Genomic DNA, 16,858 nt, shown 5'->3' on the forward strand with positions numbered 1-16,858 from the left:
TTGGGAGTGTAGCCGATGCCCAGAACGGGCGTGTTTGTGTGTTGGTGCGGTTCGAACATCGGCGGGGTCGTGGACTGCCCCGGGATCGCGGCCGAGGCTGCCCGGCTGCCGGGGGTGGTCTACAGCGCGGACGAAAAGTACATGTGCTCGGAGCCGGGCCAGAACAAGATCATCCAGGCCGTCCGGGAGCACCGCCTGAACCGGGTGGTGGTCGCTTCCTGCTCCCCGCGGCTCCACGAGGAGACCTTCCGCAAGGTCCTGGCACGCGCCGGGCTGAATCCGTACCTGGTGGAGATGGCCAACATCCGCGAGCACTGCACCTGGGTGCACGGACCGGAGCCGGAGCGGGCCCAGGTGAAAGCGCTCAGCCTGGTCCGGCGGGCGGTGGCCAAGGCGAACTGCCTCCAGCCGCTGTCCGGATCCAGGATTCCGGTCACCAGGCGCTGCCTGGTCATCGGTGGCGGGATCGCCGGGCTTCAGGTGGCCCTGGATGTGGCCGACGCCGGCCACGAAGTGATCCTGGTGGAAAGGGAACCGACGCTCGGCGGGAACATGGCCAAGCTGGACAAGACGTTTCCCACCCTGGATTGTTCGGCGTGCATCAGCACCCCGAAGATGGTGTCCGCGGTGTCCCATCCAAACATTCGGTTGTACACCTACGCCGAGGTCGAAAAACTGACCGGCTACATCGGCAACTTTGAGGCGACCATTCGGCAAAAGGCCCGCTACGTGGACCACGCAAAGTGCAGCGGGTGCGGCACCTGCTGGGAGAAATGCCCGGTGCGGGTGCCCAGCGAATTTAACGCCGGAATGAGCGACCGGAAAGCGATCTACATTCCTTTCCCCCAGGCCGTGCCCAACAAGCCGGTGATCGACCGGGAGAACTGCCGGTATTTCAAGACCGGCAAGTGCCGGATCTGCCAAAAACTCTGCCCGGCCGGCGCGGTGGAGTACGAGCAGGAAGAGGAAACGGCGGTCGAAAAGGTCGGGGCCGTGGTCGCCGCCACCGGCTTCAAATTGTTCGACTGGGCGCGGGTCTACGGGGAATACGGGTACGGCAGGTATCCGGACGTGATCACCGGCCTGCAGTTCGAGCGGCTGGTGAACGCGGCCGGGCCCACGGGGGGCAAGATCCGGCGCCCGTCGGACGGGGCCGTGCCGCAAACGGTGGTTTTCGTGAAGTGCGTCGGGTCACGGGACGAGGCCAAGGGCCGGGCGTACTGCTCCCGGATCTGCTGCATGTACACCGCCAAGCACGCCCTCCAGGTGCTGGAGAAGGTGGCTGGGGCCCGGGTGTTCGTGTTTTTCATGGACGTTCGCACGGCGGGCAAGGGCTACGAAGAGTTCTACCAGCGGGCCGTCCGGGAGGGCGCCGTGTACATCCGCGGGCGGGTCTCCAAGATCTACCAGGACGGCGGGCGGCTGGTGGTGAAGGGCGCAGACACTCTGCTCGGGCGGCCGGTGGAAGTGGACGCGGATCTCGTGGTGCTGGCCACGGCCGTGGAACCGGCCGCGGGGGCGGCGGCCGTGGCGCGGCTGCTGGGGATCAACGCCGACCAGGACGGCTTCTTCCAGGAAGCGCACCCGAAACTCCGGCCGGTGGAAACCCACACCGGAGGGGTGTTTTTGGCCGGAACCTGCCAGGCGCCCAAGGACATTCCGGACACCGTGGCCCAGGCCGGCGGCGCGGCGGCGAAGGTGGCCGGACTCCTGTCCAGGGATGAGCTGGTCACCAGCCCCATGGTCTCAACGGTGAACGAGACGCTTTGTTCCGGCTGCCTTCTATGCGTGCCGGTCTGCCCGTACCGGGCGCTGGAGGCAGGTGTGATCACCGAGCGGATCAGCGGCTACCCGGCTCGGGAACGAACGGTGGTCAAGGTGAACACCGGCCTGTGCCAGGGCTGCGGGGCCTGCAACGCGGCCTGCCGGTCCGGAGCCATCGAGGTGCGCGGGTTCACCAACGAGCAAATACTGGCGGAGTTGGAGGCCTTATGTCTATAAGCCCTTCCCGTGAATGGGAGCCGAAGATCCTGGCGATTTTCTGCAACTGGTGCAGCTATGCCGGAGCCGACCTGGCCGGGGTGAGCCGGATGACTTATCCCCCGCACGTCAGGATCATGCGGGTGCCGTGCTCCAGCCGCGTCGATCCTGCCTTCGTCCTGCGCGCCTTCCAAAGGGGCGCGGACGGGGTCCTGATTTCCGGCTGACACCCGGGTGACTGCCACTATGTTAGTGGCAACTACCACGCCAGACGACGTTTCCTGTTGTTCAAGCGGCTTTTGGAGTACGCCGGCTTCGAGCCGAGCCGTTTTCAGCTGCATTGGATCTCGGGTTCCGAGGGGGGCAAGGTGGTGGACACGGTGCGGGAGATGACCGAACAGATCCGCGCCTTAGGCCCGAACCGGAAGATGAGGGATGACCGGTGAAGCAGAGCGCCGACGAAGTGCGGCGGGAAGCCGCCAAACTGATCAAGGAAGAGCGGGTCAAATACGTCATCGGCTACGCGCCGGGCACCGACCTGGCCCGGGTCATGCCCTTTTTCGCGTCCAGTGTCCGGCAGGCCGCGAGGCTGACCTGGAACCCGTTTTGCGTGCCGAGCCTGGTAAAATACCTGTTGGACCACCGTTACGCCGACACCCGCCTGGCCGTGTTTATCAAGGGGTGCGACAGCCGGGGCTTGAACCGGATTCTTTCAGACCGCCAGTTTCCCCGGGAGCGGTTGGTAGCGCTGGGGCTGCCGTGCGGCGGCATGCTGGACCGGGCCAAGGTGCTGGCGGTGGTGGCCCCGGATACCGAACTGGTGGCGGTGGAGGACTGGGGCGACGGGTACGTTTTAACCACCGGCCGGGGCGCCTTCGAGTTCCCCAAGCGGGATTACCTGCTGGCCAAGTGCCTGGAGTGCGAGCACAACGTGCCGCTGACGGCCGACAGATTGATCGGACCGGTAGTACCCTCGCCGGCGGTGCCCGGCGGCGACCGCTTCGCGGCGGTGAAGCGGCTGGAGTCTCTGGAGCCGGCAGCCAGGAGCGCGTTCTGGGAGCGCCGGTTCGCCCGGTGCCTGCGCTGCTACGCCTGCCGCAACGCCTGCCCGGCCTGCAACTGCAAGGAGTGTTCCTTTGAACAGGCCGTGCCGGGGTGGCAGCAGGGGGCGTGTTGGATCAGCAAGCGGACCAATCCCGGTCAAAACGGCTTTTTTCACCTGATGCGGATGATGCACGTCGCCGGCCGGTGCGTCGACTGCGGCGAATGCGGCCGGGTCTGCCCGGTGAGCATCCCCCTGCGCGAATTATACCGCAAGGTGCAAAAGGACGCGCAGGAGTTGTTCGGATGGGCGGCCGCCGGGGTGAGCCCGGAAGAAACGCCGCTTTTGAGCAGGTATGAAGAGGCCGACCCCGACGAGTTCAAATAGGGTTTCAAGAGGTGTGAGAAAACCCGTGACTGCAGCCAGGGTCTTAGCTGGCGGGCGGATGGTACCGCTCCTGGACCGGATCGCGCAGAAATACCGCTTGATGGCCCCCGTGAGGGAGGACGGCGTACTCCTTTACCGTCGGGTGGATGGAGGCGGGGAGGTATGTCTGGATTTCGGCCTGCCGCTGGTACCGCCGAAGACGCACTTTTTCCCCCAGACCGAACTGCTTTTCAGCTATGCCGCGGCCGACGGCCTGGAACTCAAGGAGCCGTCCGGGATACCGGCAAGCGTTCTATTCGGGGTCCGGCCCTGCGACCTGCGGGGATTCACAACTCTGGACCCGGTTTTCAACGGCCGGTTCCGGGACGCCTACTACCTGGATAAACGCGAGAACACGACCGTTGTGGGCCTGAGCTGCACCGAGGTGCGGCCGGAGTGTTTTTGCGGGGCGTACGGCGGTTCTCCGGTGGACGGGCAGGGAGCAGACCTCATGCTCACCCGGGTTGGTGAGTCCTACCTGGCCGAAATCCTAACCCCGAAGGGTGAGCAGTTGGTCCGCCGTTGCGGCGAGTTCTTCCTACCGGAAGGCGCCGAGGAGTTTGTCCGGGCGAAGGCCGCCCTGGGCCGCGAACTGGAGGCCCGGTTCAGCCGCCGGGTGGACCTGGAGGGCGTGAAGGACAAGGCGGCTGCGCTGTTCGAGAGTTCCTACTGGAGAAAACTGGCCTACCGCTGCCTGGGCTGCGGGATCTGCACCTACCTTTGCCCGACCTGCCACTGCTTCGACATCGTCGACGAGGACCGCGGTGACCAAACCGGTACCCGTTGGCGCTGCTGGGATTCCTGCATGTTTCGAGACTTCACGCTGCACACCAGCGGTCACAACCCGCGGGGTTCGAAAATGGAGCGGGTGCGTAACCGTTTCCTGCACAAGCTCTCCTACCACCTGGACCGTCACGGCCTGCCCGGGTGCGTCGGCTGCGGGCGCTGCATCGCCGCCTGCCCGGTGAACATCGACATCACCAGGGTGATTGCCGAGATCAAGGAGGTGGAATAGGTGAGCGGCGAGCGCAATCCACTGCTGCCCTACCGGGCCACTATCCAGGATATCATCCCGGAAACGAGCGACGTAAAGACTTTCCGGATCACCCTGGACAACCCGCGGGCGGCGGCAGGTTGGCGCCACGAGCCCGGACAGTTGGCTATGCTCTCGGTGTTCGGCGTGGGGGAGGCCATGTTCTCGATCAGCTCGACGCCCACCCGGCGCGATTTCCTGGAGTTCAGCATCAAGCGGATGGGCAGGCTCACCCGGGCGCTGCACGAAATGGAGGCCGGGGGGCGGATTGGGGTGCGCGGGCCTTACGGGAACCACTTCCCGTATGAGAAGTTCCAGGGCAAGGACCTGTTGTTTGTGGGCGGCGGGATCGGAATGGCGCCCCTGCGTTCGCTGATCGACTTCGTCCTGGAGGCGGAAAACCGCCACAGGTACGGCCGCGTGGAAATCCTCTACGGGGCGCGTTCGTACGACGACCTCTGCTTTAAAAGCCGGCTGCTGGACGGCTGGCACAAGGAACCCAACACAGTGGTGTACAGCACCATCGACCGGGCGGAGGCGAGATGGACCGGCCACGTCGGCTTCGTGCCGGCCTACCTGGAGAAAGTCGCCCCGAGCCCGGAAAACAAGTGCGCCGTTTTGTGCGGCCCGCCGGTGATGATCAGATTCGTGTTGGAGGTCCTGAAAAAGCTGGGGTTTGCGGATGATCAGATTTACTCGACGCTGGAGCTGCGGATGAAGTGCGGCGTGGGCAAGTGCGGCCGCTGCAACATCGGCGCAAAGCTCGTGTGCCTGGACGGGCCGGTGTTCAGCATGGCCGAGATCGGCAAACTACCACCCGAGTTCTAAGAACGGCACGGTCATCCCGTCATCCATACCGACTAGCCTACTCCTGTAGAAAAAATCAATGCGGGATTCGCGGCTCGCGGCGGCCCCAAGCAGGATCACGTGCCGCGGCTGATTTCCCGGAATTCTCCGCGTAAAAGATTCGGCGGCCGCTTAGCAGCGATGACTTCTCCACCGGCCTGGATCCCCCCGCCGGCCCGGATTATTCTGCCGGCCTGGATCCCCCCGCCGGCTTCGATATCCTCGTCGGCATGAATGTCCACACCGGCCCGGATGTGCCTGACGGTCTTGATATTCCCGCCGGCCTGGATATTTTTGCCGGCCCAGATGGCCCAGCCGGCCTTGATGTCCTCGCCGGCTTGGAGGTCCCCACCGGCCTGGATACTTTCGCCGGCCTCGATGTTCTCGCCGGCCTGAATGCACCCGCCGGCCTGGACGCTCGCGCCGGCTCGGATGCGCTCGCCGACCAGAACACCACCGACCTCGATTTCCCCGCCGGCCTGGATGCTTTCGCCGGCTTCGACGTCCTGGCTGGCGAGGATTTCCCCGCCGGCTTGGATGCTTTCGCCGACCTTGATATTTCCACCGGCCCGGACGTTCTCGCCGGTCCGGATATTCTCGCCGGTGAGGGTACCGCCGGCCTCGATGTCCTTGCCGGCCTGGATGTCCTTGCCGGCCTGGATGTCCTTGCCCGCCTGGATTCCCCCGCCGACCAAGAGCGACTTGGCGGCCTTGATCGAGCTTTTTGCAACAAGCGAGCCCGCGAAAAACAAGTTCTCAACGACCAAATCCTCGATCTCCATAACGGCGCTCGTGAGGCCTGCTTCCCGCATCAACCAGACCGCCCAATCAGCACGGTCTTCCACAGCCAACATGTCCAAAACGGCCTGGTATTCTGCGCCGCACGGGAAGCGATCCCTGAACGTCTTCAGCATCTCGGCGGGGGCTTCTCTTTCAAGGAGCCATTCCGTCGTGATAATCGTCACTATTTTTCCTCCTTAAAATTCTGGATCCCGGGGTCAGGTGTCTAAATTGAGCAAAAAAGAGCGGCAGATTTGAATGGTGTCGGAGAACCCCAGCAGCGCTTGCAAAAAAATAGTTAACACTTATTAAAATTTTTGTTATTGTTTTCGCAGACACACCACAACTATCAGACCGCTATATGACAAAGACGCTGGGTGAAAAGAAGAGAACTTTGGCTCTAGAGTTTATATGTATGGTAAAGTTTAGTCAAGAGGTAAGGGGCGGATGCTGTGATGAGCCGGCTGGATTACCCGGTTTTCAGCGTACCGAGCTTGGAGGCGTTTCTGGCCCGGCTTACGCCTGAGATTGAGGCGGTGGATCACCACTGGCTGATAGAGACCGTGGGGCTCTCGGAAAAGGAGGCCGGTCCACTTATTGCGGGGCTTTGTATCCTGGGTTTTGCGGAGCCGAATGGGCGCCTTACCGCCGAGGGGAGGTTATTGGCCGCCTCCGACACGCGGGGCACGGCTTTCGGGCGAGCATGCGCCAGAGTGTACGCCGAGATGCTCGATTCTCTCCTGCAACACGAGGAGTTCCATACGGACCATGTGCACCAGTTCCTGAGTCAACGCGGGATCAAGCACATGAAAGAGCGCCAGAAGACGGCGCTGGTGTTTAGATTTCTGGTATTGAACAGCGACCGCGAGGACTTGATAAGACGTTACAGCACGAAGAAGTGTTTCGCTTAGAGAGAATGCGCTCAGCGGAGCATGAGCAAAAAGCCCAGAGCCTGCAGGGCGAAGCCGACGCGAAAAAGAGACTCCCTGGCAATCACGGACGGACGCTCCCCAAAACGGTTTGATCAGCCGGTTCGCTGTCTCTCTCCAATCCTCCTTCTCCGGCGCTCAACTTCACCATGAAAGGGTAATCCTTATGAGTAGTGGTCACCACGATCACAATTGTGGTTGGGCTATACTTGTTGCCCACATCGTTTTGAACGACGACGGCGGGCCGACAGCCCGCCTGCTCACTTCCCCGCGCCGGGTTAAAGTCCGTCAGGAAGACACCGCCACGCTTAATCTCTGCCGCGAAACACCTCCGCTTGCAGCGGAAGGAAAAGCTCAGCGTCCGCTTTGTGAAGCTCGGCCATCTCAAGATAGCCTTGCCTGAGCCTGACCTCCAGTTCCTCCTGCTCCGCACGCCGCAGCAGCTCGGCTACAGCGCCGCTTCTGCTAGGCACGGAGATGCCCTTCAGGCGCGCGGCCCGGGTTATGGGTTTTCTAGTACCGGGGATTCACTGGATGACCGTCTGGTCTAAGGTTCAGGATGCTGGAGAAAAGGCCGCCCGGGATGCTGAGGCACTACGCGAGGCCGTCTTTGAAGACGGTGTGGTTCCTGAAGGCGGCAAGGAGGTTCGGGAGTTATCCATTGAAGCCGATGGTGTAGTAATACCCTTGCAGCGGTCGCCCAAGGCGTTTGGTGAGATCAAGCTGTTTATCGGCTACGAGGGCAGGGAACAAAAGACCCGGAAACTGGTGAACCGTTACACGGTGGCCACCGCCAGGGGCAGCCGGGTGGCTTGGGAAGACACCGGGGCGGCCTTCGGCCACAAGTGGGACCTTAGCAGGGTAGAGCGGATCCGCATTGGTGGGGACGGCGCCGAGTGGATCAAACAAGGCCTGGAGATGTTCCCCGGGGCGACTTACCACCTTGACCCCTTCCACCTGCGCCGGCGTTTAACCGAGGCTTTAAGTTACAGCAGCAACGTCTATGAAACTGTCACCGAAGGGTTAGCCGAGCTAAACCAAGATGCGGTAGTTTCCGCCTTGGACCAGGCGATTCGGGTCAACCGGGGTGCACGCCGTAACGGGATCATGCGGCTTAAGGAGTATCTCCTGGCTAACTGGCAAGGTATCGCCGCCTTGCCGGAGGGAGACCGTTTAGGTGCGATCGAGGGCCAGGTCCGTCACACCATCGCCAGGCGAACAAAGCGGATTGGGGCGCGTTGGAGCCCGGCCGGTGCGGAACGGATGGGACGCCTGTTAGCGGTACGGGCTAATGATGAGCTGGACAGATACGTGGTACACTCGGAACCCCGGTTCGACCTACTGAAAAAGGCTGTCGGAGCCGAGGCAATCCAACTGCCCAAACGCTTCGGCAAAGATCCCGAGGCCTGGCTTCAAGCCAACGTGCCCGCCCTTGAAGGACCGCATGCCGGAAAACACTGGGTCAAGCACATAGTAAGAGAGATTAGTTCACCGAGGTGGTCTACGGTCTAATTCAAATTAAATCGGCTGGGAGATCGCCTACTAAGTCTTGACACGGACTCGTTCTAAGATGAGCTTCCCTTCTTTTCCCCGGTGTGGTAAGATTAGTTATAGACTCTTCAGCAGGAGGCTTAACTCGTGGAAGAGCTTTTACAGCAAATCCTTAATAAGTTGGAAGATCTGAGCCGGGGCCAGCAGGCCCAAAATCAACGGCTGCAACGCTTAGAGGATGGCCAGGAGGCTTTGCGCACTGACGTGGCCGGCCTCCAAGCGGGCCAGGAGGCTTTGCGCACTGACGTGGCCGGCCTCCAAGCGGGCCAGGAGGCTTTGCGCACTGACGTGGCCGGCCTCCAAGCGGGCCAGGAGGCTCTGCGCACTGACGTGGCCGGCCTCCAAGCGGGCCAGGAGGCTCTGCGCACTGACGTGGCCGGCCTCCAAGCGGGCCAGGAGGCTCTGCGCGCTGACGTGGTTAGCCTCCAAGCGGGCCAGGAGGCTCTGCGCGCTGACGTGGTTGGCCTCCAAGCGGGCCAAGAAGCTCTGCAAAACCGCCTTGTCGCACTGGGAGTCCGCCTGGAAAATGAAGTCTTTGAAAAGATCAGGGCACTCTTCGACGCCCGCCAGGTTCATCTGGACTACTTCGAGAGCCTCCGGGATGCGCTATCCCGGGTGGAAGAAAACCTCGACCACCTGATCCGCAGAGAACGCCAGCAGGACATCCGCCTTGATGAACACGAGCGGGAAATCCGTCTGCTCCGTTTGCGAAAGTAAGCTATTTCTTCAAGTCCGTGTCAAAACTTAGTAGGCTTTGTTTTGGGTATTCGCTGTTGAGGCTTGTTTAAGCTTCGACGTATCGAGTTTTGAAGTTTTTGAGGTCTGACCCCCGGTTCCCGCGCCGCTGGTGGACTACCGCCGCGGAATGGCGGTGAGGCGCGCCGGGTCTTCGAACTCCTGGCCCCGCTGCTGCTTCAGCGGATGGTCTGGCCGCCGGGAGGCCTTGTGGCGCTGGGTCAAGGCGCACCCCGCAGTAAGGGATTACGCCCGGTTCCGGGCCGTGGCGGAGCGGCAGCGTGCCGGCTGGCCGGCGTGGCCCGAACGGATGCGGGACGGCGCTCTTCGGGAGGGGGACTACGACCCGGAGGCGGAGCGCTACCACCTGTACGTGCAGTGGCCGGCGCACGAGCAGTTCGAGGCCCTTTCGGCTCGAACCCGAAAGCCGGGGTTCGGGCTATACCTGGATTTGCCGCTGGGGGTGCATGGCGGCGGGTATGACACCTGGCGGGAGCGGGACGCCTCGGCTTCGTCTGGGTCCGCCTGGTTTTCTGGAATACTTCGTCCGCTTGTTATTGGCCATGCCGGATCGACACGAGCTGCGGTGAGGCAAGGCGCGAGATAAGGCGAATAGGTTCGGGTGTGTTTTGCCGGACATGGACGGCGGTGCTTCGCTAGTTAAAGGACTTGGGGTTTGTCAGCCGGCGCTCCAGGGCGCTCCACTCGTAAGCACCTACGGGGTCCAGGCGCCGGAGTTCGGCGATGTACGGCTGTGCTTCCGCGGCACGGCCCTGCTGTACCAGGAGGTCGGCCAGGTGCAGCAGCGCCCGCAGGTACGGGCGGTTTTCCAGGAGGTGGTGCGGGTGGCTCTCCCCATCCCACACAAGTTCGCAGCGGCCCACTTCCACCGCGCGCCGCAGCAGGGGCTCGGCCCGGGCCGGCTCCTTTAGGTCGTCAAACAGAAAGATCCCGTAGTAGGACAGGGCCATAACGCAGTCGGGGTCGAAGTCCAACGCCCGTTCCATGGCCCGCTCAAACCGAAAAGGGAAGCTCTCGGCCCAGTGATCCAGCAACTGCTGAGGCCCCGGTCCCAGGCCGTCACTATTAGGTTCAAGGCGGCTATACTGCAGTCCTACCTGAAAGTCAGGGCCTTGGTGTCGTTGTATATCAAAATGAGGGCGGGGGCGTCGTAGAAGATGTTGAAGCAAAATCCACGGTTGGCGGTTCATGTCGCTGGGTGCCCAGACGGCCTGTTCCAGCAGTTCCCGGATGGTTTGATCCGGGATTTGATCGAGCAGAAAAAGATTACGTGGCAAACAAAGTTCTTCGAAGTTTTCCCGGAACTCAAGGACGCAGCCAACGGCGCCTATCGCGATATTACGTTGGAAGATCTGTTTCTTGGTAAGGCAGGAATCAAGTCGTATACAGACATGGACACAGAACCGTTTCCCGAGTACGGCCCATCAATCGGCGACAAGAGACTGGAATTCATTAAGCACCTGATTGCGCAGCCCCCGTCATCGAAAAAGAAGGATGGGAGATTTCAACACTTCTACTCAAATGCAGGCTATACGATGGCTTCCGCCATGCTTGAAAGGGTTTCTGGCGATACGTATGAGAAGCTTGTAAAGAAGACACTAACTGACGGCCTAGGTATGTCAGTACATATCGGTTGGCCGAATAGCATTGGCCCGGATCAGCCATGGGGTCATCTTGTTACTAAGAAAATAAGAATAAACTAAGAATAAACTCGAAACCTTTCCGCCTAATCACGAATACAAACTCCTTACTTGATTACCCCCGCTGGAGATTTAAGCATGACGCCGAAGGATTACGCAAAATATACGCAGTTGCACTTGCAGGGCTTGGTGGGCAGAGACAACTATATTTCCAGCGAGGCATATCGCTATATCCATTTCAGCCACAACCGCGTTGGGTTTGGCGTCGTTAATGGTGTTTTGGGAGGCAAGAGATTTTCAGGTTTTGACGGTTCTGCCGGGACGTTTTTCTGTCGTTCCCTCATTGGCGACGGGCAATTCCAGCTTCTGCTCCGGCCCGAAAAAGGCAATATGCTCCCGGCAGCACAGATCGCCTTCACAGCAAACGTCGATGTCCATGGCTGCGCCCGGTCCGACATTTCTGATAAACAGACTGGGCGGCTTGGGGCCGTCACCGTGCCCCTTCAGCACAGCGTACAGCAGGGGCCTAAAGTGCGCCAAGCGCGATTCATACATTTCACGGGCCGTGCTGCGGGCGGCGCGCACCGAGAAAAAGGTTAGAAAGGCCAAGGTTGCGGTAGCCGCCGCCGAAAGGGTCGGACCGAGCGCCTGCAACGTAGTCAGATCCATTGCCATCTCTCCCGGTTTGCACTTACTATTAATTTAGTCGCCTGCTAGATTACCCTACCGGCATCGTGTTTACCCCACCCCGGGCCGTGGCTATCATATGTTGCTGCGCTGTCGGATAGCCGACCGACTCCGAGCAACCCACTATGGCAATATAGCAATATAACAGAAACAAGAACTTCATCAATACAAACACTTTCGGGGAGGCCGAATGATGACCGGCAGCTGTCAAGTCTGCAGAGGGGTAGGAGAACTGGAGGAAAACTGCCTGATCGAGGTTTGCCGTCAGTGTTGGGCTATTTATTGCCAGACACGTAGCCTGGTGATGGCCACCGTCACCTGTGGCGGCTGCGCCACCTGGCAAAAATCGGTCTTTAACGGCGAAACGCCGCAATGCCGGGAATGTGACCATCCCAAACAGTCCACCGTAATGGAGAAATGCACGGCCTAAAGCGGGTGCAGATCCTGGTTGTAATTGCCGTTGGCGATGAACACGCCGCGAATCAGTCCCGGATAAACTCCGTCGATGTAATTCTTCAGGTCAAACGCGAAACCGCGGTTCGTGGCGAAGTGGGGGTTCTGGCGGCCGACCACGAACATAATCTGGGCCAGCCATTCGCCGTCCACCTTTTCGGCGTAGGCATACCAGGGCGCTGCGTCCCGGTGGATGTCGAAAACGGCATCGGGCTCTTCGGCCAGCAACTCCAGCGCTGTATTGCGGGCGCGTCGGTAGGCGCCCCGGTCGTGCGGCAGGTGGAGGTCCTCCTTGTGGACACAACCACACCCTGTTGTTCTTCCAGTGTCTCGCGGAACACCTCGCCCACCGCATGGATATCGCCCTGGCCGTCTACATTTGCTTTTCCGCGTTCCGGAACGTAGGATTCACCGTTGTGCGTATGGTAAATAGCGATGCGCCTGTTGGGAAACCCTGCACGGGTGACGTTCCGGCCGCTTCGTCCCGATTGATTCCCGAGAAGACGGCCCGCGACTCGGACGAAAAGGTGCGCAGGTACCGGGCGTAACCCACCCGGTCTTCGACCCGTTCCACTTCGTACAGTCGGTTGTCGCCGGCCAAATAAAGCCCCTCGGCGATTTCCCGGTCCATCAGTTCGTCGAACTGCTCCGTCAGTTCTGCTAGCGGCGGGGAACCGGCGGCACACTGAACCTACGCCCCACCGAGGAACAGCGCCAGGGTAAGCACCACCAGACACTTACCTTTAGACATGGGCTGGTCCCCCTCTCAACCGCTCCCGGATTTCCCCGATCAACTCGGTTAGCAACACGGTGAACACACCGGACACCACTACGGTACCAAACACGCCGCCGCCCCCCAGCACCACCGGACCCATTGGCGTACCCGCAGCCAGATTCCACACCCACAACCCTACGTCCAGAAGGATAATGCCGAGCACCCCGCCGGTGAAGGCCGCCCGTCGGGAACGACCCAGCAGGTAAGCCGTCAGCCCACCAGCGGGGGCAGGTACAACGGGTCGATGTCCAGACGGCCGACGCCCGGCTGCCCAGGCAGCAACACTTCCAGAATCCACACGGCCAAGGCGGCGATCACCGCCGCCAACACGCCCCGCAGTTTCTCGAGGCCGCTGTCCGCGGTAACCAACAGGTAGACACCCACCCCCAAGAGAATCAGGGCGCCACCGATATTGAAGGCCAATCCCTGCCCAAGAGCAATGTCAGGCAAGAAACCCCCTACCAGCATCAGCGCCAGCACGGCCAGGGCTTGGCCCTTGGTAAGGCGCATCCGGTCCAGCACCCGGTGCAACAGGCCGAGAAACACCAATGCGAGGAGAACCATTAGGATCGATACGGGAATGGACTGGTGCAACGTGGACTCCCTTTTCGCCCCCCAACGGGAACCAGTTCCGGCCGAGGCGAAAATCCCCCGGCGTCCATAGCTTGCGTCAAGCGCCGCCGCGGTTGGGGCCACGATCTTCAAACCAGGCGTACGGGCTGGCGTCGCTTTGGACCAAAAGCCCTTCTTGAGGCATGCGCTCGCGGGAGCGCCGTTTCCGCCGCTTGGCTCGGCGGCTGTGCCGATTCTTGATACCGGCCTGCTTGAATATGCGACGCAAGCTGCGGCCCAAGATCGAAATTTCATATAGTTCCTCAAGCAGTTCAGCCATATGCTCGCAACTTGCGTCCTTGAGTTCTTCTGAGGCGAGGCTGATGATCCGGTCCCAGACGTCGTGGGTTATAGCGTGTTTTGGTTTACGGCCTCGGTTTTTGTGGACGAGGAAAGCCTCACCCTCCTGTTTCATTCCTTTCTTGAGGCGCATAATACCTAGTCTCCTGGCTTCCTTGGGTTTCAAGAAAACGTCTCCCTTCATGGGTGACATTTTCTCAGACCGCTTATGAGGTGACAATATCACAGGCCAACAGCAGGCACGAAAAAGAACATGCCAAGACCCTCTTCAAGCTGCTGCAGGGAATCCGGGATACGCCAGCCAACCTGGAGGCCGCCATTCAGGGCGAGAACTACGAATGGACCAGTATGTACAAGGAATTCGCCCGGACGGCCCGTGAAGAGGGCTTCCCCGCGATCGCTGCTGTTTTCGAAAATATCGCCCGGGCCGAGGAATATCACGAGCGGCGGTTTCAGGCGCTGCTGCAGAACATCCGGAATGGGCAAGTCTTCACCCGGGATAAAAGCATCACCTGGAAATGCCGGAACTGCGGTTATAACACGAAGGAAACGAAGCGCCGGAGCAGTGCCCGGCCTGCGCCCACCCCCGGAGTTTCTTCGAGGAACTCGGCGAGAATTACTGATAAAGCACCGGCGGCATGACGGCGTGAACCTCTGCCTTGTGGGGTGGCGTTTTGACCAAGAGAGAAGTGCGTCAACTGCTTGAAGAACGGCGCTATTTGGTCAAGATGGGGACGCCGGACGAATCCGGCGGGGATCAGGGGCGGGAAATTGAGCTGGAAGGTATCCGGTTGTTTTTGCACACTGACATCCTTTGTGAGAATCGTATGCCTGATCAGGCATCAGCCCGTCGGTGGGCGCGGCAGACAGTCTTGCGGTTCAGGATAATAATGATGATGAAAACCGGTAGTGCTGCAATGCCGTCTGGGCACCGTTTCAGCCTGCTATAGCACAGATTTCCCGAGGCCGGGATATGTAAGTAGTCCTGTTGACCAGTCTACCCGCGGTCTTTTAATACCGCCAGGAAAACCGCTGTTATTTCCGGGTCGAAAATTCCGGAGCGGCGTCTTTCAATGCGGCAAAATCCGCATAATCCCGCAACAGCAACCCGGCCACGTCTCCATCGAGGGCCCCGGCGCGCACCTGTTGCTGGATAATGCCGGTGACCTGCTCCCGCTGCATACCCGCGCGATAAGGCCGGTCCTCGATCAGAGCCGCGAAGATATCGGCCGCCGCCATCACCCTGGCCCCCGGAGACAGACCGGAAGCCGCGATGCCGAAAGGGTAACCCCGCCCGTCCAGTCTCTCGTGGTGATAGGCGGCCCACTCCCGGATGGTTTCAAAACCCTCGATGGGACGCAGGATATGGTAAGTATAGTAGGTGTGCCTCTTGACGACGTTATACTCGGCGGAATCAAGCTTACCCGGCTTTTCCAGAATCTCCTCGGGAACACTCAGCTTGCCCAGATCGTGGAGCAGGGCGGCCACCCTCATCCGCCGTTTTTCCGCTTCGGAAAACCCGAGTCTTGAAGCCAACTGCACCGCCGTCCGGGCGACCAGCGCGGAATGGCGGTAGGTGAAAGTGCTCCGGCTGTCAATCACCCGGGAGAACATCCGGGCGATGCCGAGTAGTTCCTCCGGCCCGATGGTCACGTTCAGCAGATCCCCGGCGCGCGTTTCCAGCAGTTCGGGCAGGAAATCGGCGTCCAGATCGAACCAGAAACTTTCCCGGACCGAAACGTCCTCGAGCACCGCGACCAGTTCCGGGTCGAAGATGCGCCCGGCCAGTTCACGGAGCCGCCCCAGCAAAGGCTCGCGCCGGCTTAGGATGTCTCCCGCCCGTCCTTCGAGACCAACGTCCACGCGGTCGGCCAGGTGCAGAATCCGGCCGGCCAGCGGGATGGCCTCCCGTGCCAGCCCGCTTGGATTTGTTCCGGACCAGCGGTCGTGATGGGTGGCGATGACGTCCCCGAGGACGGCGAACACCGCACTGTCGGACACGAAGTCGCGCCCCCGGATACAGTGTTCGAACGCATTCTCGACCTCGAACGCGGCCAGGTCGGCTTTTTCCCGGAGAGTGATCGCCCCGATGTCGTGCAGTAACGCCGCGCAGTACAGTTGGCGGAGATCTGTGGCCGCCAGCCCCAGACCGCGCCCGATTTCCAGCGCGACGTGGGCGACCCGCCGGTGATGCCCGGCCAGACCGTGATAGGTGAAATCCAGGGCCGTCGAGAGGGCGGCAAGCAGATTACCCAGATTGAAACCCGGCGTCAACCCCTCTTCCACTTCCATGTCCATGCGTCCTCATTCCCCCTACTGCAAGAATACATCGGTATTGCAATTCGTTACATCCGGCACAGGTAAAGCAATTGGTACTAAAGTATAACAGATGCTGGTAGATAGTTGGGCGTCAAGAACATAATGTCGCCCAAATCTCTTTATAACCATCACTATCACGCCCCAAGGCAGCCACCAGGTATTTGTCCAGGTGGAAAAGGTCCAAAACAAAGACGCTCTGCGGTAGAAACTCCAACCCTTTCTTTATCCACCTGTCTTCCGGTAGGAAAGCTCCACCGCCTCTTCTAAGGATTGGGCCTTAACCAGAGGATCAACCCGTACGTGCGGCCCGTAACCCGCTAACCGGTCTATCAGGTGCATCCGCTCCCCATTCTCTTTGTGCCAGTAATAGGTCCGCTTGTAGCTGACCAAACCGAAAAGGGTGAGCACTTCTTTGGGGTCATCCCGCCGCTCTATCTGCCAGCCAGCCGCTCCTCCCGGTGCTCCCGTAAATAGGCGTCTTTCGCCTCTAAAACCTCGCTCAGGATCTCTTGCCCTAAGCCGTCGAGTTCCTGCCGGAGCCTCTCCTGGAAGCTTATAAAGTCAATCCCGTTCTCTTCTTGAGTGGTTGTTTTATCAGTTGCTCGCCGTTACAAGAACGGTGAGGTCTCTCTTCTTTCTCTCCTTCCTCAGCTCCTACAAAATTCCTACAGTAACTTTACACTAAAAGCCATTTGCGATGTTCGGGAGAAAAGATAAATAGGCTGTTTT

22 protein-coding genes and 3 pseudogenes are annotated in these 16,858 nt (G+C 60.5%); 13 read left to right on the top strand and 12 right to left on the bottom strand.

The features are described 5' to 3' along the window. Window positions 1-15: 15 nt before the first annotated feature. From DAUD_RS02865 to DAUD_RS02885, 5 genes are read left to right on the top strand one after another with little or no spacing between them, the layout of a single operon-like run. Window positions 16-2,001: a CoB--CoM heterodisulfide reductase iron-sulfur subunit A family protein gene (locus tag DAUD_RS02865; RefSeq protein ID WP_012301695.1), complete on the top strand. Its 1,986-nt coding sequence runs from the start codon at window positions 16-18 to the stop codon at window positions 1,999-2,001. After that, window positions 1,992-2,426, top strand: a complete 435-nt coding sequence (locus tag DAUD_RS02870) for a hydrogenase iron-sulfur subunit (RefSeq protein WP_012301696.1) — start codon at window positions 1,992-1,994, stop codon at window positions 2,424-2,426. The genes DAUD_RS02865 and DAUD_RS02870 overlap by 10 nt, the downstream gene beginning before the upstream one ends. Further along, complete coding sequence (locus tag DAUD_RS12900; protein WP_012301697.1) at window positions 2,423-3,409, top strand: 4Fe-4S dicluster domain-containing protein; 987 nt, start codon at window positions 2,423-2,425, stop codon at window positions 3,407-3,409. The genes DAUD_RS02870 and DAUD_RS12900 overlap by 4 nt, the downstream gene beginning before the upstream one ends. A 25-nt stretch (window positions 3,410-3,434) precedes the next feature. Beyond that, on the top strand, window positions 3,435-4,463 hold the full coding sequence (locus DAUD_RS02880) for a 4Fe-4S dicluster domain-containing protein (protein WP_012301698.1): 1,029 nt from the start codon (window positions 3,435-3,437) through the stop codon (window positions 4,461-4,463). Continuing rightward, on the top strand, window positions 4,464-5,309 hold the full coding sequence (locus tag DAUD_RS02885; protein ID WP_012301699.1) for an FAD/NAD(P)-binding protein: 846 nt from the start codon (window positions 4,464-4,466) through the stop codon (window positions 5,307-5,309). 95 nt (window positions 5,310-5,404) lie between these two features. Here the strand turns inward: DAUD_RS02885 and DAUD_RS02890 are convergent, their stop codons facing one another. Beyond that, window positions 5,405-6,292: a hypothetical protein gene (locus tag DAUD_RS02890; RefSeq protein WP_012301700.1), complete on the bottom strand. Its 888-nt coding sequence runs from the start codon at window positions 6,290-6,292 to the stop codon at window positions 5,405-5,407. 270 nt (window positions 6,293-6,562) lie between these two features. Between DAUD_RS02890 and DAUD_RS02895 the strand changes: the two genes are divergently transcribed. Next, entirely contained in the window at window positions 6,563-7,018 is a 456-nt protein-coding gene (locus DAUD_RS02895; RefSeq protein WP_012301701.1) for a hypothetical protein, read from the top strand. 82 nt (window positions 7,019-7,100) lie between these two features. On the opposite strand, the gene DAUD_RS11920 is transcribed toward DAUD_RS02895, so the two are convergent. Then, window positions 7,101-7,469, bottom strand: coding sequence for a type II toxin-antitoxin system PemK/MazF family toxin (locus DAUD_RS11920; protein ID WP_242647878.1), 369 nt, complete (start codon window positions 7,467-7,469; stop codon window positions 7,101-7,103). Window positions 7,470-7,495: 26 nt separating this feature from the next. On the opposite strand from DAUD_RS11920, the pseudogene DAUD_RS02905 reads away from it, so the two are divergent. Continuing rightward, a pseudogene (locus DAUD_RS02905) lies at window positions 7,496-8,548 on the top strand (ISLre2-like element ISCde3 family transposase); the annotation flags it as partial. A gap of 210 nt (window positions 8,549-8,758) precedes the next feature. Here DAUD_RS02905 and DAUD_RS12310 read toward each other — a convergent pair. Beyond that, complete coding sequence (locus DAUD_RS12310; protein WP_166485081.1) at window positions 8,759-9,067, bottom strand: hypothetical protein; 309 nt, start codon at window positions 9,065-9,067, stop codon at window positions 8,759-8,761. On the opposite strand from DAUD_RS12310, the gene DAUD_RS12315 reads away from it, so the two are divergent. Together DAUD_RS12315 and DAUD_RS02915 are read left to right on the top strand one after the other, a co-directional pair. Beyond that, window positions 9,044-9,304 carry a hypothetical protein gene (locus tag DAUD_RS12315; RefSeq protein WP_166485082.1) on the top strand — a complete coding sequence of 87 codons (261 nt, stop codon included), beginning with the start codon at window positions 9,044-9,046 and terminating at the stop codon, window positions 9,302-9,304. The genes DAUD_RS12310 and DAUD_RS12315 overlap by 24 nt on opposite strands. Before the next feature lie 130 nt (window positions 9,305-9,434). Continuing rightward, complete coding sequence (locus DAUD_RS02915) at window positions 9,435-9,929, top strand: 4-alpha-glucanotransferase (RefSeq protein WP_278183782.1); 495 nt, start codon at window positions 9,435-9,437, stop codon at window positions 9,927-9,929. 49 nt (window positions 9,930-9,978) lie between these two features. Here DAUD_RS02915 and DAUD_RS13065 read toward each other — a convergent pair whose 3' ends face one another. Then, window positions 9,979-10,620 carry a tetratricopeptide repeat protein gene (locus DAUD_RS13065; RefSeq protein ID WP_166485083.1) on the bottom strand — a complete coding sequence of 214 codons (642 nt, stop codon included), beginning with the start codon at window positions 10,618-10,620 and terminating at the stop codon, window positions 9,979-9,981. On the opposite strand from DAUD_RS13065, the gene DAUD_RS02925 reads away from it, so the two are divergent. After that, the gene (locus DAUD_RS02925; RefSeq protein WP_041570760.1) at window positions 10,501-11,046 is read left to right on the top strand and encodes a serine hydrolase; all 546 of its coding nucleotides are present in this window, start codon (window positions 10,501-10,503) and stop codon (window positions 11,044-11,046) included. The genes DAUD_RS13065 and DAUD_RS02925 overlap by 120 nt on opposite strands. Window positions 11,047-11,280: 234 nt before the next feature. Here DAUD_RS02925 and DAUD_RS02930 read toward each other — a convergent pair whose 3' ends face one another. Further along, the gene (locus tag DAUD_RS02930; protein WP_041570761.1) at window positions 11,281-11,652 is read right to left on the bottom strand and encodes a hypothetical protein; all 372 of its coding nucleotides are present in this window, start codon (window positions 11,650-11,652) and stop codon (window positions 11,281-11,283) included. Between the two features lie 211 nt (window positions 11,653-11,863). Between DAUD_RS02930 and DAUD_RS02935 the strand changes: the two genes are divergently transcribed. Continuing rightward, complete coding sequence (locus DAUD_RS02935) at window positions 11,864-12,100, top strand: hypothetical protein (RefSeq protein WP_041570762.1); 237 nt, start codon at window positions 11,864-11,866, stop codon at window positions 12,098-12,100. Here the strand turns inward: DAUD_RS02935 and spoIIP are convergent. From spoIIP to DAUD_RS02950, 5 genes and pseudogenes are all read right to left on the bottom strand, one after another. Beyond that, window positions 12,097-12,560, bottom strand: a pseudogene (gene spoIIP / locus DAUD_RS11925) (stage II sporulation protein P). The gene DAUD_RS02935 and the pseudogene spoIIP overlap by 4 nt on opposite strands. Then, on the bottom strand, window positions 12,497-12,754 hold the full coding sequence (locus tag DAUD_RS11450) for a hypothetical protein (RefSeq protein WP_049752542.1): 258 nt from the start codon (window positions 12,752-12,754) through the stop codon (window positions 12,497-12,499). Before DAUD_RS11450 ends, spoIIP begins: the two are co-directional and overlap by 64 nt. 112 nt (window positions 12,755-12,866) lie before the next feature. Next, window positions 12,867-13,061, bottom strand: a complete 195-nt coding sequence (locus DAUD_RS12325) for a hypothetical protein (RefSeq protein WP_166485085.1) — start codon at window positions 13,059-13,061, stop codon at window positions 12,867-12,869. A gap of 47 nt (window positions 13,062-13,108) precedes the next feature. Continuing rightward, window positions 13,109-13,492 (bottom strand): hypothetical protein, encoded by a 384-nt coding sequence (locus DAUD_RS11455; RefSeq protein ID WP_049752543.1) that lies wholly within the window; start codon window positions 13,490-13,492, stop codon window positions 13,109-13,111. Window positions 13,493-13,568: 76 nt separating this feature from the next. Then, window positions 13,569-13,976, bottom strand: a complete 408-nt coding sequence (locus DAUD_RS02950; protein ID WP_242647879.1) for a hypothetical protein — start codon at window positions 13,974-13,976, stop codon at window positions 13,569-13,571. Window positions 13,977-14,023: 47 nt separating this feature from the next. Here DAUD_RS02950 and DAUD_RS13070 point away from each other — a divergent pair, with 47 nt between their 5' ends. Together DAUD_RS13070 and DAUD_RS02960 are read left to right on the top strand one after the other, a co-directional pair. After that, window positions 14,024-14,452, top strand: coding sequence for a rubrerythrin family protein (locus DAUD_RS13070; RefSeq protein ID WP_049752544.1), 429 nt, complete (start codon window positions 14,024-14,026; stop codon window positions 14,450-14,452). A 32-nt stretch (window positions 14,453-14,484) separates the two neighbouring features. Continuing rightward, a complete protein-coding gene (locus DAUD_RS02960) occupies window positions 14,485-14,760 on the top strand; it encodes a hypothetical protein (RefSeq protein ID WP_041570764.1) in 276 nt (91 codons plus the stop codon). A gap of 85 nt (window positions 14,761-14,845) precedes the next feature. Here DAUD_RS02960 and DAUD_RS02965 read toward each other — a convergent pair whose 3' ends face one another. Together DAUD_RS02965 and DAUD_RS11930 are read right to left on the bottom strand one after the other, a co-directional pair. Beyond that, entirely contained in the window at window positions 14,846-16,108 is a 1,263-nt protein-coding gene (locus tag DAUD_RS02965; protein ID WP_012301709.1) for an HD-GYP domain-containing protein, read from the bottom strand. 121 nt (window positions 16,109-16,229) lie between these two features. Next, window positions 16,230-16,737: pseudogene (locus DAUD_RS11930) on the bottom strand (UPF0236 family transposase-like protein); the annotation flags it as partial. Window positions 16,738-16,858 lie beyond the last annotated feature (121 nt).

Origin of the sequence: Candidatus Desulforudis audaxviator MP104C, from assembly GCF_000018425.1 — a bacterium.
Classification (GTDB): domain Bacteria; phylum Bacillota; class Desulfotomaculia; order Desulfotomaculales; family Desulforudaceae; genus Desulforudis; species Desulforudis audaxviator.

Coding starts and splice junctions, on each gene's coding strand:
- DAUD_RS11450 (WP_049752542.1), bottom strand. CDS start 12,754: ATGGACCGGGAAATCGCCGAGGGGCTTTATTTGGCCGGCGACAACCGA.
- DAUD_RS02930 (WP_041570761.1), bottom strand. CDS start 11,652: ATGGATCTGACTACGTTGCAGGCGCTCGGTCCGACCCTTTCGGCGGCG.
- DAUD_RS02865 (WP_012301695.1), top strand. CDS start 16: ATGCCCAGAACGGGCGTGTTTGTGTGTTGGTGCGGTTCGAACATCGGC.
- DAUD_RS02965 (WP_012301709.1), bottom strand. CDS start 16,108: ATGGACATGGAAGTGGAAGAGGGGTTGACGCCGGGTTTCAATCTGGGT.
- DAUD_RS02895 (WP_012301701.1), top strand. CDS start 6,563: ATGAGCCGGCTGGATTACCCGGTTTTCAGCGTACCGAGCTTGGAGGCG.
- DAUD_RS02935 (WP_041570762.1), top strand. CDS start 11,864: ATGACCGGCAGCTGTCAAGTCTGCAGAGGGGTAGGAGAACTGGAGGAA.
- DAUD_RS02925 (WP_041570760.1), top strand. CDS start 10,501: ATGTTGAAGCAAAATCCACGGTTGGCGGTTCATGTCGCTGGGTGCCCA.